Genomic DNA, 13,837 nt, shown 5'->3' on the forward strand with positions numbered 1-13,837 from the left:
CCTCGGTGGGCGTGTGAAGTGTGGTAACTCCACCTTACCGATGAGCCCGGTGGCCACCGAGATCGAATTCGCATGGGTGGGGCATGCCCCACCCATGCGATCGCCTCAATCTACACCGGAAATTACACCACGAGCGCGGACGCTAACATGAGGAGCGATTAAATCTCTTGCCGAAATTGTGTCGATCCGATGGTGGCGTCATCATCGAGACAATCGCCTGAAACTATCATATAAAGATATCTTTATATCGTCCTTGACAATGATGCTTCTATGGTGTTGAAAGACCCTGTCGAGGTTCCCCACCTCAGGCGTGACGGTGGGGCTAAGACGGGAAGCCGGTGGTGCCCTTCGGGGCAGAGTCCGGCGCTGCCCCCGCAACTGTAAGCGGCGAGCGGCGGTTCCATTTCGTGTCACTGGGCTTTGCACAAGGCTCGGGAAGGCCGGAACCACCGCGATGACCCGTAAGCCAGGAGACCTGCCTTCGGCGCCAAAACGTTCCTCGGACGGGGGTTCCTCCGGTGGATCGCGCCTGAAGCGTGTCCCTTGGCGTAACCGCCGTCCGGGCCACTCATGCCGTGCGCGTTCTTCCATTGACCCTTCCGCCCGATCAAAGCAGGTGACCGGTCGATGTTTGCAATCCTGTTACGCCCCTTCGCATATCGACGAATGCGCCCGCGCGCCGTGCGATCGGGGTGAACCCCCTCTGACGCGGCGCGCCGCAAATCCAGACCCATATCCGAACCTCAACGACGGACGGCGCATGCGCCGGACCGAAGGAAATTTCGCATGCCCGCAACTCGCGCCACCTCCTCCCTTCCACACATGGTTTCCGCCGCGCCGTCAGGACGACCGGCCATGTCGGACGACGATCTCAGCTTCTCCATCAGGAGCTTGCGCTTCGACGAGAACTATCAGCCCTCCGAAAAAACGCGCATCACGACGAACTTCGCCAATCTGGCCAGAGGCGAGCACTGCCAGGACAATCTTCGCGGCGCCCTCAGGATGATCGACAACCGCTTCAACGACCTTGCGGATTGGGACAATCCCGACGGCGATCGCTACAGCATCGAACTCGATATCATTTCAGTCGAGATGCATATTGCCGCCGCTGGTGGCACCAATGCCTTCCCGATGATCGAGATACTGAAGACGAGTATCGTCGATCGGAAAAGCGATACGCGCATCAACGGCATCGTCGGGAACAACTTCTCGTCCTACGTGCGCGATTACGACTTCAGCGTGCTGCTGGCAGAGCACAACAAGGGACGAGCAGGGTTCGAGGCACCGGACGGCTTTGGCGATCTGCATGGTAACTTGTTCCGGCATTTCCTGAACTCGCGTGCATACACGGACAATTTCAAGAAGCCGCCGGTCATCTGTCTGAGCGTATCGAGCAGCAAGATCTATCATCGTACAGGCAACCGCCATCCTGTTCTGGGTGTCGAATATCGGCAGAGCGCGTTTTCCTCCACCGACGCATATTTTGCCAAGATGGGCCTGAATGCGCGCTATTTCATGCCGAGAGGGAGCGTAGCCCCGATGGCCTTCTATTTCACCGGCGATCTGGCGAGCGATTACACCAGCCTCGAACTCATCGGCACGATCAGCACGATGGAATCCTTCCAGAGAATTTATCGGCCGGAAATCTACAACGCCAATTCCGCTGCCGGACTGTGCTTCCGGCCCAGCCTGGATCATGAGGACTTCTCGTCCACCCGGATTGTCTATGATCGCGAGGAGCGCAGTCGCCTCGCCATCGAACAGGGCAAGTTCGTACAGGAGCAACTCATCAGGCCCTACCAAGCCGATCTGGACCGATGGTCCGCCAGCTACGCCCCCAGCCACGCCCTTTGACCAGACAGAATATAAGGCCACCCATCATGAAAAAATTGTTGCCCACGTCGACCGCCGGCAGCCTCCCCAAGCCTGGCTGGCTTGCCGAACCAGAGAAACTCTGGTCGCCCTGGAAGCTGGAGGGCGAAGACCTCGTCGCCGGCAAGCAGGATGCCCTGCGCCTCGCCGTGGAGGATCAGCGGCAAGCGGGCATCGACATCATCGGCGACGGCGAACAGACCCGCCAGCATTTCGTCACGACCTTTATCGAGCATCTGAGCGGAGTCGATTTCGAAAAGCGCGAAACAGTTAGAATCCGCAATCGTTACGATGCGAGCGTGCCGACGGTGGTCGGCGCAGTGGCGCGCCCCAAGCCGGTCTTTGTCGATGATGCGCGTTATCTGCGCGCGCAGACCGATCAGCCGATCAAATGGACACTGCCGGGCCCGATGACGATGATCGATACGCTCTACGATGCCCATTATCGCAGCCGCGAGAAGCTCGCCTGGGAATTCGCCACGATCCTCAACCAGGAAGCCAGGGAACTGGAGGCGGCGGGCGTCGACATCATTCAGTTCGACGAACCTGCGTTCAACGTCTTCTTCGAAGAGGCGAACGACTGGGGGATCGCCACACTGGAAAAGGCTGCCGAAGGGCTGAAATGCGAAACGGCCGTCCACATCTGTTACGGATACGGCATCAAGGCGAATACCGACTGGAAGAAGAGCCTGGGATCGGAATGGAGGCAGTATGAGCAGACCTTCCCCAATCTGCAGAAGTCCATCATCGATATCATCTCGCTGGAATGCCATCACTCCCGCGTACCCATGGACCTGATCGAACTTATTCGGGGCAAGAAAGTAATGGTCGGCGCCATCGACGTCGCGAGCGACACCATCGAAACGCCGGAAGAGGTTGCCGATACCCTGCGCAGAGCCCTGCAGTTCGTGGATGCCGACAAGCTATACCCTTCCACCAACTGCGGCATGGCGCCGCTATCCCGCAGCGTGGCTAGGGGGAAGTTGAACGCGCTAGGTGCTGGCGCTCAGATCGTGCGGGATGAACTGGCGGCCTGACAACCTGCAGGAGGCGCGTCCCGCGCATGGCGAAAGGGCCTGTCCGGGGATTGCGGACAGGTCCTTTGGCGTTTTGGTCTGTGCTGCATCGGCAACATTCGCGAACCGGTAACGCACTGGGACCGACGGGTGGCGTCCGAAATTTTGGCAGAGGAAACGACGTCATTCGCGCATCGTTCGCGCACCGGGCCATCTGTTGGGTCGTTCCAGATCGTCCGCGATATGCAGCTGTGATGGATCGGTGCCATCTGGGCCGAACGTTTCTTTTACTCCCAACTATGCGTGACCAAATTTGGAATTATCTCATCTCATTTTTGCCAAGGCCCGTTGTGCTGGTCTATAATGAGGATCGATCGCAATGGCGCGGCGGATGAATTGTTCGGCTTGCACCCGGTCCGTTTGGACGCCGGAGCCACGCAAATATGCCTTGCCCAGATTGACGCAGCTTTCGGCATGGGCAACGCTACAGCCCCGACGGAACAATCCCACCGCCTGCACATGGTCCCGTACGCCGACCTTACCCTTGTCATGCAAGAGGCCCAAATTGCCACAGCCTGCGCCTTCATCCTGATCGCAGGCTTGTTGGTAATAGCGCGCTGCTTGCGCGATCTCTCGCGTCACGCCCCAACCTTTTTCGTGCAGGACACCCAGATTGAAGCAGGCATTGGCGTCCCCGTTTCCGCAGGCCGGTTCATAGAGCGACGCAGCCCTGTTCCGATCCTTTCGCACGCCGATGCCTTTCACATAGGCCGTGGCGAGATTGGAGCATCCGCCATTGTCGCCCGCGTCGCATGCGCGCCTAAAATAGCTAGCCGCACGACGTTCATCCTTCATCACGCCCTTGCCCATTGCGTAGGACAGGCCGATATTCGAGCATCCGGTCGGACTATCCAGGTCGCAGGCTTTTTGAAAATAGAAGGACGCAGAAGCCGCATTTTTTTCGACACCTTGCCCTTTGTCATGTGCAAGACCCAGCCGGATGCAACTTGGCGCATTTTGGGCCGAGCATCCCACGCCGTAAAGGCTGGTTGCGCGCGCCCAATCCTGCGGCACCTTTTCCCCTTGAGCATAGGCTAAGCCGGCTTCTTCGCAGCTATCGCCATCTGTTACGGTGCAGGTTGAGGCCAGTTCATTGACGGTCGCTTCGCCTGTACTGGCGGATCCCATCATAAGTAGCAACGCTTCCAGGATCATTGGTCGGCGATCGGAAACGGGTCGGAATCCGCCTTCTTGCGTTCAATGGAATAGCGCAATTTTTCAGGTGTCACCTCCAATATCGTGATGGAAAGATCGCCGATCTGCTCGGTTTTCGCGTTGCGTGGCGTTCGTATCATCTGTCCGCTGCCCGGACGGGCGAGGTCGCTGATCGCATAGCCGCGCAATTCGAAGAGGATTTCGCCATCCTCAATGCCTTGATAGGCAATGTCGTAGATTCTGCCCGTCTCGTCGGCATCATAATCGAGTGACGCTGGCAGATCGACGCCTATGGCATAATCGCGTGGCGGTACGATGGGTTGGCCCTTACGCTGCTCCTGCTCCGTGCCGAAACTATCGGGCGAGGGGGCCGCAGACCGGATCACCGGTGTCATCGGATCGGCTTTCATCCGGGCATGGATGGCCGCCGGAGTTTGCGACGGATCATTGTCGGCGATCAGTGCGTGGGCGAATGCGACATCGTCGATTTCGAGCGGAAAGCCGCCGGTCGCGGCACGGTCGGCCGCGCAGACAAAGTTCAGTTCCGCTTCCCCCAGGCTACCTGCTTCGACACGCTGCACCTCATCATAGCCAAGCGCGCTTTGATCCAACGGTTGATCATTGGCATCATAGCGCATGACCATGATCCATTGCTGCGTCTTTTTTACGCAATCTGTCTTCATGAAGGCGCGCCGGGTCAGCATTTCGCTGCTTGGCGCGAAGATCTGGCTGGAGGAATGGCGGACGATGTCGCCCTCTCGTTCGATGGATTTCTCATCCACGAACAGAACGCGATCGGCGCCCGCCGCGACAAACCACCATTGCGACTGGCGAGCCTGCGCCACAGTGGGCACCAGTCCCACCAAAAGGATCGCCATGGAAGCGCTCGTCGCGAGACGGGAAGGAAGGTGCGGCCACCCTCTGACGATCGTGTCCCAGACTGTTTCGCTCACATAACCTCCCTATGATCCGCGAAACGGGATCAACATCTCATTTTAAAAAATGTTCCGAATTCGAAATGACTTGCCGCGGGATATTCGCGGCCGTCGGGATCGGTCAGTCCTGCCGCCTCAGGACGACAAGCGGTCGGACCAGGTCATGGTCGCCGGGGCACGGACAGGAAGAAATCCATCATCGCCCGCGATGCATCTGGGCCTGCCGGGTCAGTATAGGAACCCCCTTGGCCGCCCGACCAGCCATGGCCGCTTCCATGGACAGTCCAATCTTCCAACAGCAGGTCGCCGGACTTCGATTTGTAAATCCTTCGTGTGAAATCCCGCCCGTTATCGGAGCGGCCGGTAACGGATCGCGCAACGAGCGGACCGGGGTGCGCCTGCTCCAGTTGGTGGAGGAATGCGCCTGCATTGGACGGATGCACGACCCGATCCTGATCCCCATGGAAGACAATTGTAGGCAGAGGACGCCTTGGCTTCCCGGCCAGACGAGGCCGCGCATCGCCACGCATCGCAGACATTGCCGCGCTTATCGACCGGATATCGCCATGGGAAACGCCGGAATGGACCCCCACTGCGGCAAAGATGCCGGAATAGGCCGCACCGATGATGGCGGCGGCCGCTCCTCCCGCAGATAGTCCGGCGATATAGACCCGCGCCGGATTGGCGCGGCCTAGGATGATCGCGTGGCGGGTAAGGGCGGCGATGACGGCAGGCTCTCCGCTGCGCCCCTGATGCGCGGGATTGTGCCAATTCCAGCAGCGGGCAAGGTTCGCATTCTTTGATTGCTGCGGATATAAAACGAGAAAGCCTAGTTCGTCGGCGAGCCGGTTCATACCGGTGCCGGCGGCGAAATCCGCCGCCGTTTGCGAACAGCCGTGCAGCATTACGACGAGCGGCATGCGCCGCCGGGCCGAACCGTGCGGGGTGTAGAATTTGTAGGTCAGGCTTCCTTGCGCGCAGCGAAACTCATCCGAGAGGAAGCTTCCCGGCTCCGGGCGTGGCGGTCGAGACGACGAGGTCTTGCGTTTTGCTCCGATGGAGGCCGGCTTGCGCCCTGCATGGCCCGGGGGAGCGATCGCATCGCCGATTGCGAAGGCCGCGGACATAGGTCGCCCTTTGCGCGCCAGACGAGCGGCCTTGAACAAGGTCTTTACAAGATTGGCCATAATGTCCCCGCGCTTGGCTCTCCATCGAAGAACGACCGGCGGACCGCATTGATCCTGCCAGAAATAACTGTCCTGTCATAAAGGTTGAACGATCAGCCGTTCAGATCGCAGCATCCGACGGGAGGCATGACGTTCGACGATGGACCGACTTTGGCTGATTTCGAACGCGCAGTCTGGCTCGACCAGTGATTCCGGATGTGCGGCGATCGAGGCGATCTGCCATGAACGTGGCCTGGACCTCGTCCGGCACAGCGGTTTCCCGGATGAGGATATACCCGATGAAGCGGATCTTGCGGCCGAGAGGATCGACACGGTGGTCCTGTTCGCGGGCGATGGGACGATCAACGCTTGCCTTTGCGCTCTCGCCAACTGGCAGGGAGCGATATTGATCCTGCCGGGCGGCACGATGAACCTGCTCGCAAAGGCCTTGCACGGGGATCGGGAACCGGCGGAGATCGTCCATGCCGCCCATGCTGCTCCCGTTCGCGTGGCACGCCCCTATATCGAGGCCGGGTCATCGCGTGCCTTCGTCGCGGTGATATTAGGCCCCGCCGCGCATTGGGCCGAGGTGCGTGAGGCAGCGCGCAAAGGCGTATATAATCGGTTGTTCCGTTTCGCTGTCCGGGCTTGGCGACGAACCTTCGGGCAGGCGGTTCGTGTCACTGGCGTCGCCGGGATGCAGCGGGGCTATCAGGCCATCTTCGTATCGCCCGAGGAGACGGGCATGACGGTCACAGCAGTCGATGCGCGCGACTGGCGCACGATCCTCGACCTTGGCTGGGAATGGTTGCGCGGCGACTGGGTGGCGGCGCGCGCAGTGAAGGAGAGGCCCGCCAAAAGCTTCAGGACGAGCGGCAAGCGCCCCGTTCTCGCGCTGTTCGATGGTGAGAGCATTACGATAGAGCCGGGGACTCGCTTCACCTGCGGACGCTCCGCGAAGGTTTTCCTTGCCACAAGGCCAGAGGCGGCATGATCCGGCTCTTCCATGTCAGCGATCTCCATTTCGGGGCCGAAGACCCGCAGGCGCTGCATTGGTTCGCAGATATTGTCGCCATGGAACAGCCCGACCTCATCGTGGTGACGGGCGACCTGACGCAACAGGCGCGCCCGAGCGAGTTTGAAGCGGCGGCGCAGTGGCTCCGGGCGTTGGGGCAGCCCATCACTGTCGAGGTCGGCAACCACGACCTTCCGCTATTCCCGCTGGCGCGTTTCCTGAGGCCCTATGGCCGCTACGAAGCCTTGGAGCGCTTGGTCGAGCGGCCGTTTGATTTGCCCGGCGTCAGGATCGTGCCGCTTAGGACGACGGCGCGGTTCCAATGGCGCTTGAACTGGTCGAAGGGTGTTGTCAGCGATGCCAGTATAAACCGGACGCTGGGCATGATCCGGGCGGGCTCGGGAAGGGGCTTGACGCTGGTGGCGTGCCATCATCCCTTGGTGGAAGGCGACACGCGCATGTCCTCCCGGACGCGCGGGGGCACGGCGGCGCTTGCGGCATTGGCCAAGGCGGGCGTCGATGCGGTGCTGAGCGGTCATGTCCATGATCCGTTCGACATGTCGCTGAACCTTGCTGGTCGCACGATCAGGCTGATTGGAGCAGGCACCCTGTCCGAGCGTGTGCGGGCGTCCCCGCCATCCTTCAATTGCCTCCATATCGATGACGGCAGGATGGAAGTCGTTGTGCGGTCGATGCCGTAGACGCCGTGACGGCAAAGCTGCCCTAGGCGGAGACGATCTCGATGGATGGATGGTCCGCGAAAACTTCCATCACGATATCAAAATAGGTCTTGCCGGTGCCCGCGCGCAGTGCCTCCAACTGACGCACAATGGTTTGGCCATTGAAGTTCTGCCGGATTGCCAGGCGCTCTTCCAGAAACTGTAACGTCGTTTCGACGCCCAGCGACGCGCGGCTGAAGGCCATATCCTGCCAGAGGATTGTCGCATGATTGGCGCCCAACAGGACGCCGTAGCCGCCGAACAGCATGTCGTTCAGCGCGTCAAGGCTTTCCCCCAACTCCCATGTCTCCCCCGTCATGAAGACCCGATTGATCTCCGCATAGAAGGAGGGAATATCGACGATTGACGCACCATTTAGAATAAGTTGCATGAGGCGCATGATGGGCAGTCCAGCGCGATAAGTATAGGATCATTGGATTGCGCTGCGGTTTCCCGGTCCGCAACGCGATTTTAAGGTGCGTCCAGGACCGGCAGATTCCTCTGCCGGTTTCAGCGGTTCCAGGTCGGCAAGCGGTTCGGCCGCATCCGATGACAGAAACTGCTTCACTGAGCGAAGTGCGACGGCTTCCTCAATTGCCCGGTTTAAGCATGCCGTGCATGTCGAGCCATCCGACGAAAGCGTCGAACCATCCGGTGCTCGTCGTCGCTTTGCGGTACATGCCGAAGCCGTGACCGCCTCGCTCATAAAGATGAAATTCGACCGGTCGCCTGGCTGCGCGCCAATCGTCGATCAGCTTGAAATCGCGGTTGCCGAACAATGGATCATCCGCAGCGATCGCAGCGAACATCGGCGGGGCGTCTTGCGGCACCGTCATGCTACCAAGTGGCCCGTAGATGTTGCCTATGAAAGCCGGCTTGGCGTCCTTCGTGGCCAAGGTCGTCGCCATCGTCAGCATCGCGCCTGCCGAAAAGCCGATCATGCCGATGCGATCGGGATCGACATGCCATTGCGTAGCACGGCTGCGGATCAAGCGAAAAGCGGCGATGGAATCTGCGAGTTGAGGCGCCAGGTCTGTTGCAGCGTTATTGGCCGCCGGGAGAGGCGCCCGAGCGGCGCCGGAGAACATGTCCTGCATCGACTTTTCAAAACCCGCCATATCTGCCGGTGTTTGCCGCAGGCGATATTTGATGACGAAGGCGGCAATGCCCTTGGCCGCTAGGGCGCGGGCAACGTCATAACCTTCATTGTCCATCGACAGGGTTCGAAATCCGCCACCCGGCGCTACCACGATTGCGGCACCTGACGCTTTGGCCGGGTCGGGCAGGAATGGCGTCAGCGTGGCGATAGTAACGTTGCGGGCGAATTGGCTGCCATATTGGCGGTGCCAGCTTTCCTTTGCTTTCGCTCCCGGCAGGGGACCGGTGCCAAGTTCGATCGCGTCCCGTTGGGCCGGCACCGCGATGGATGTCATCTTATCCTTGTCCTCCTGCGCCTGGGCACAGATGGGGCTGCACCAGACGGCACAAGCAATGGCCGCCAGGTGTCCAAGTCGAAATGGCAGAGCGGACGTCTTATTTGCCTCTTTCATGATAATTTCCTCTCCCAACTGACGATTGTTGCTTTCCGAACGTCATTGCAGATCAAGCACCACTACGGATTTTGGCGGCAGCGTGACGGTCAGTAAGTCGTTGCTGACCCGTGCCCCGCTAAAGGGTTCGGGGTGGACGGTTTCGGCCGCATCGAAACTATTGTACGCGTTGATCGTCGCAGCCGTCAGGACACGGCCTGAAACGGTCGTGACATGCAGGCCCGCCAGCTTCATGGTGACCGTATTGGACTGATTGGGATCGAGATTGGAGAGGCCGACATGGACTTTGCCGTCCTTGCCCCGCACCGCCGATCCGCTGACCGCGGGCATCACGAACTTGTCCTTGTTGTACCATGGCGTGGTCAGATCCAATGGCAGAACAGTCGCATCCTGCCAGGGCTTGTACATTTCGAACACATGATAGGTGGGCGTGAGCACCATCTTGGGGCCATCGGTCAATATCATCGCCTGTAGCACATTCACCATCTGGGCGATGGCGGACATGCGAACCCGGTCGGCATGTTTGGCGAAGATATCGAGATTGACCGAGGCTACAAGCGCATCGCGCAACGTGTTCTGCTGTCGCAGGAAACCGGGGTTGGTGCCGGGGTCGGGTGCATACCAGGTGCCCCATTCATCGACCGCCAGAAAGACGCGCTTTTGTGGATCATATTTGTCCATCACTTTGGCGTGGCCTGTGATGAGTTCATCCATCTTCCACGTCGCGGCAAGCGTATCAGCCCAGGCCGTTTCATCGAAATTGACCGGATCGGCCCTGGGCGGCCAGCCGCCTTGAGGGATGGTGTAATAATGCAGCGACAATGCATCGAGATGCTTGCCCGCCTCGCGCATCATCACTTCTGTCCAATTATAGTCCGCGCCGTTGGCGCCGGATGCTATCCTTGTCATTGTCTTGCCGGCGGGCACCTTCAGGAAGGTGGCGTATCGCTTCGTAACGTCGGCGCCATATTCCGCCCGCATGTTGCCGCCGCAGCCCCATAGTTCGTTGCCAATGCCAAAGGCAGGGAGCGACCATGGCGCCTTCTGCCCGTTTCGCCCGCGTTCCTCGGCCAAGGTTCCGGCCGGAGCGGTTATATATTCCACCCATTCGGCCATCTCTTGCGGACTGCCATTGCCGACATTGCCGGAAATATAGGCCTCTGCGCCGACCTGTCGCAGCAACTCGAAAAACTCGTGCGTGCCGACGGTGTTCGGCTCCGTCACGCCGCCCCAGTTGGTGTTGACCTTTACGGGCCGTTTTGCCTTCGGCCCGATCCCTTCCCGCCAATGATATTCGTCGGCAAAACAGCCGCCGGGCCATCTTATCATCGGCACGGCAAGATTTCGCAGCGCGCCGATGACATCGTTGCGAAACCCATTGCTATTGGGGATCGACCTGTCATTGCCGACCCATAGGCCGCCATAGATGCCGGTGCCCAGATGCTCGGCGAACTGGGTGAATATCCGTTTGTCATAGACGGGGCCGGGCCGATCTGCATGGATCGTCGCGGTGGTCGGCTTGTCATCCGTATTGGCAAAGGCAGTGCTGCATGCAAGCGCGCTGGCGCACATCAGCAGCATAGCGGTAGTGCGGCGCAGGGTCTTGATCATCGAATATCCTCTTGGAAAGGAGCGGCATCGCCTTATTTGGGCAATGGGACCGATCGGGAAATATGATAACTGCCGGTTTCAACCGGGATGTCTGTGCTCGGCTGCCCGCTGCCGATAGTGAGACGATAGTCACCAGGAATAAGGGCCCGTTCGCCCGCCATGGTGACGAAGCTCAGGTCACGGGGAGACAAAGTGAATTCGATCGCCCGACTTTCTCCGGGCTTGAGCGAAACACGCTGGAAGCCGCGCAGCGCTGTGCGCGGCGCCCCGTCGAACGCAGGAGGCGTGATATAAAGTTGAGCTACGTCGTCGCCAGCGCGTTGTCCGCTGTTGGTGATCTGGGTGCGGACCGTGATACCGTTTTCCACTACGCCGCCGATGGGTTCGATGACTGGCGGGGTGTAGGTGAAACGTGTGTAGCTGAGGCCATAGCCGAACGGATAGACGGGCTTGCCCTTGAAATAGCGATAGGTCCGGCCGCCCATGCCATATTCGTTGAACGGAGGAAGATCGCCTACACTCCTGTAGAAGGTAAGTGGCAGCCGGCCGCCCGGATCGACCTTCCCGGACAGGACATTGCCCACGGCCCTGCCCCCCGACTGGCCGGGGTACCAAGCCTCCAATATGGCTGAGGCATTTTCCTTTGCCCAAGACAGATCGATCGCGCTGCCATTCATGGCGATGACGACGAGGGGCTTGCCCAACGCCTTTGCCTTTTCCAGAAAAGCGCGCTGGTCGGCTGGCAGATCGAGCGTCGTCTTGTCACCGCCCTCGAAGCCGTCGACCTTCACCGGCATTTCCTCGCCCTCCAAATCGGAGGTGAGGCCGACGACGGCGACGATGACGGCGGCATCCTTCGCCCCCATCATCATATCGCGATCCAGATCGTCGGTGACGCGCTTCCAGAAGATGGCAGGGGCGGCGGGAACGCCGCTCTGACCCTGAAGCCGGATGGCGTAGCGTTCGCCCTTGGTCATCGACACATCGGTCAGCTTGAGCGGTTCGGCCCAGCGCGAATAGTCTGTCGCGGTGACGATCGTCTTGCCGTTGAGAGAGACTTCACCCTTCACCCCGGTGAGCGCCAACCTGTAGATGCTGGTCTCGGGCGCGACGAGATAGCCGGTCCAGACGATCTTGTGATCGGTTGCCACCTGCTTGAATTCGGCCGCGCGGGACGTGATGCTGTCCTGCGTGCGCGTAAGCACGGGCTTGCTGCCAAACCGGTCCTTGGCGATGGCATTATAATATTCCGCCTTGATACCGGGCTTGCCATCGGGCGTGCGCAGCGCCGTGCCGGGGACAAGGTCGCCGTCGGTGATGGACGGTGAAAATGGAACGAGCGTGATGGCCGATCCGGGCATCGCCTGTTTAAGGCCATCGGCAACCGAGATGGGTGGCGCGCTTTTGGCCGAACTGTAATTGCCACGCAGCACGCGGGTAGCGTCCGCCAAAGGCCCCATGAGCGCAATCCTTGCGCCGGGTTTCAGCGGCAGGACACCGTCATTCTTGAGTAGAACCAAGCTTTTTTCCGCTGTGTCGAGCGCGAGAGCCTGATGCTCGGCCATGCCGATCATTTCGACCGGAATGTTGTTTTGCTTGCGACCTGACAGGCCGGGCAGATCGCCGTTGCGCAGGCGCGCTGAAAAGAGGCGCACGAGCGCGGTATCGATATCCTCGATGCTGATATGGCCCTTGGCCAGGGCTTCCTTGTAGCGCTCGCCAAGGCCGGCCTTCCCGCCCAGCGTGGCATTATTGCATTCGCTATCGACACCGCGGCGCAGCGCAACGGCTACGCCGGTTGCAGCGTCGGGCGCATATTTGTGATGATCGTAGATATCGACCACGGCGTCGCAGTCCGACACAACATAGCCTTTAAAGCCCCACGCGTCGCGCAGATAGTCGGTCAGCAGCATCGGGCTGCCGCAAGCCGGTTCGCCGTCCACCCGATTATATGCGCACATGATGGAGCCGGCTTTGCCCTCTACGATGGCAGCGCGAAAGGCGGGAAGGTAAGTATCCTCCAAATCGCGCTTCGTCGCGAAAATATTGTCGGTGTGGCGGCTCGGTTCGGGACCGGAATGCACGGCATAATGTTTGGGGGTGGCGACGACATCGGGCAGGTCCGGATTGTCGCCCTGCATCCCTTGAATGAAGGCGACGCCGATATGGGCGGTCAGGAACGGATCCTCGCCATAGGTTTCCTGGCCGCGGCCCCAACGCGGATCGCGGAAAATATTGATATTGGGCGACCATGTGTCGAGCCCGGTGCCGATCCGGCCCAAATGGCCGGTTTGACGCCCAAATGTGTGCAAAGCGCGCACTTCAGTGCTGATGGCGGAGGCTACGGATTTTATCAGTGGTGCGTCGAAGGTGGCGGCAAGGCCGATGGGTTCGGGGAAATTGGTGGTGGGTACGGCCCCGATCGCGCCGTGCAGCGATTCCGTCCACCAATTATAGGCGGGAATGTCGAGGCGCGGGATGGCGGGCGCCGTGTTCAACAGCTGATCGACCTTTTCATCCAGCGTCAGCTTGTCGACGATGGCGCGCGCCTTGCCCTCTGCCTCGTTCCACACATCGCTTTGCGCTATTGCGGTCGCCTGCGCATGGGCAAGGCAGGAGGTTGAAAGGACGAGCATTGCAGCGACGACGCGCGGGCAGAAAGCGGTCTTCATAATCTCTCCCATGGAATGGCGCGCCGTTTTCCGGCGTCGCCTTATTGCGGGGAGGGAACCTCGCCC

11 protein-coding genes and 1 riboswitch are annotated in these 13,837 nt (G+C 60.1%); of the genes, 4 read left to right on the forward strand and 7 right to left on the reverse strand.

The window, feature by feature from the left end; genetic code table 11:
- The first annotated feature begins 275 nt into the window (after nucleotides 1-275).
- Nucleotides 276-497: riboswitch (cobalamin riboswitch) on the forward strand.
- Nucleotides 498-855: 358 nt separating this feature from the next.
- Both F4U95_RS20705 and F4U95_RS20710 read left to right on the forward strand, forming a co-directional pair.
- Entirely contained in the window at nucleotides 856-1,854 is a 999-nt protein-coding gene (locus F4U95_RS20705) for a DUF1852 domain-containing protein (RefSeq protein ID WP_150426805.1), read from the forward strand.
- Nucleotides 1,855-1,880: 26 nt separating this feature from the next.
- A complete protein-coding gene (locus tag F4U95_RS20710) occupies nucleotides 1,881-2,909 on the forward strand; it encodes a methionine synthase (RefSeq protein ID WP_120252954.1) in 1,029 nt (342 codons plus the stop codon).
- 303 nt (nucleotides 2,910-3,212) lie between these two features.
- On the opposite strand, the gene F4U95_RS20715 is transcribed toward F4U95_RS20710, so the two are convergent.
- From F4U95_RS20715 to F4U95_RS20725, 3 genes are all read right to left on the reverse strand, one after another.
- Nucleotides 3,213-4,103, reverse strand: coding sequence for a tetratricopeptide repeat protein (locus F4U95_RS20715; RefSeq protein WP_120252955.1), 891 nt, complete (start codon nucleotides 4,101-4,103; stop codon nucleotides 3,213-3,215).
- Nucleotides 4,100-4,981, reverse strand: coding sequence for a hypothetical protein (locus F4U95_RS20720; protein WP_120252956.1), 882 nt, complete (start codon nucleotides 4,979-4,981; stop codon nucleotides 4,100-4,102). The genes F4U95_RS20715 and F4U95_RS20720 overlap by 4 nt, the downstream gene beginning before the upstream one ends.
- A gap of 218 nt (nucleotides 4,982-5,199) precedes the next feature.
- Nucleotides 5,200-6,225: an extracellular catalytic domain type 1 short-chain-length polyhydroxyalkanoate depolymerase gene (locus F4U95_RS20725; RefSeq protein ID WP_120252957.1), complete on the reverse strand. Its 1,026-nt coding sequence runs from the start codon at nucleotides 6,223-6,225 to the stop codon at nucleotides 5,200-5,202.
- A gap of 139 nt (nucleotides 6,226-6,364) precedes the next feature.
- On the opposite strand from F4U95_RS20725, the gene F4U95_RS20730 reads away from it, so the two are divergent.
- Together F4U95_RS20730 and F4U95_RS20735 are read left to right on the forward strand one after the other, a co-directional pair.
- Nucleotides 6,365-7,198, forward strand: a complete 834-nt coding sequence (locus F4U95_RS20730) for a diacylglycerol/lipid kinase family protein (protein WP_120252958.1) — start codon at nucleotides 6,365-6,367, stop codon at nucleotides 7,196-7,198.
- Nucleotides 7,195-7,920 carry a metallophosphoesterase family protein gene (locus F4U95_RS20735; RefSeq protein ID WP_120252959.1) on the forward strand — a complete coding sequence of 242 codons (726 nt, stop codon included), beginning with the start codon at nucleotides 7,195-7,197 and terminating at the stop codon, nucleotides 7,918-7,920. Before F4U95_RS20730 ends, F4U95_RS20735 begins: the two co-directional genes overlap by 4 nt.
- 22 nt (nucleotides 7,921-7,942) lie before the next feature.
- Here F4U95_RS20735 and F4U95_RS20740 read toward each other — a convergent pair whose 3' ends face one another.
- The 4 genes from F4U95_RS20740 to F4U95_RS20755 all read right to left on the reverse strand — a co-directional run bounded on the left by F4U95_RS20740 (nucleotide 7,943) and on the right by F4U95_RS20755 (nucleotide 13,771).
- Nucleotides 7,943-8,338, reverse strand: coding sequence for a barstar family protein (locus F4U95_RS20740; protein ID WP_197716461.1), 396 nt, complete (start codon nucleotides 8,336-8,338; stop codon nucleotides 7,943-7,945).
- A 190-nt stretch (nucleotides 8,339-8,528) separates the two neighbouring features.
- Nucleotides 8,529-9,488: an alpha/beta hydrolase gene (locus F4U95_RS20745; RefSeq protein ID WP_120252960.1), complete on the reverse strand. Its 960-nt coding sequence runs from the start codon at nucleotides 9,486-9,488 to the stop codon at nucleotides 8,529-8,531.
- Nucleotides 9,489-9,530: 42 nt separating this feature from the next.
- Nucleotides 9,531-11,099, reverse strand: coding sequence for an alpha-N-arabinofuranosidase (locus F4U95_RS20750; RefSeq protein WP_120252961.1), 1,569 nt, complete (start codon nucleotides 11,097-11,099; stop codon nucleotides 9,531-9,533).
- 32 nt (nucleotides 11,100-11,131) lie between these two features.
- The gene (locus tag F4U95_RS20755) at nucleotides 11,132-13,771 is read right to left on the reverse strand and encodes a glycoside hydrolase family 3 C-terminal domain-containing protein (RefSeq protein ID WP_120252962.1); all 2,640 of its coding nucleotides are present in this window, start codon (nucleotides 13,769-13,771) and stop codon (nucleotides 11,132-11,134) included.
- Nucleotides 13,772-13,837 lie beyond the last annotated feature (66 nt).

It is taken from the genome of Sphingobium limneticum (genome assembly GCF_008710165.1).
In the GTDB taxonomy this organism is placed as follows: domain Bacteria; phylum Pseudomonadota; class Alphaproteobacteria; order Sphingomonadales; family Sphingomonadaceae; genus Sphingobium; species Sphingobium limneticum.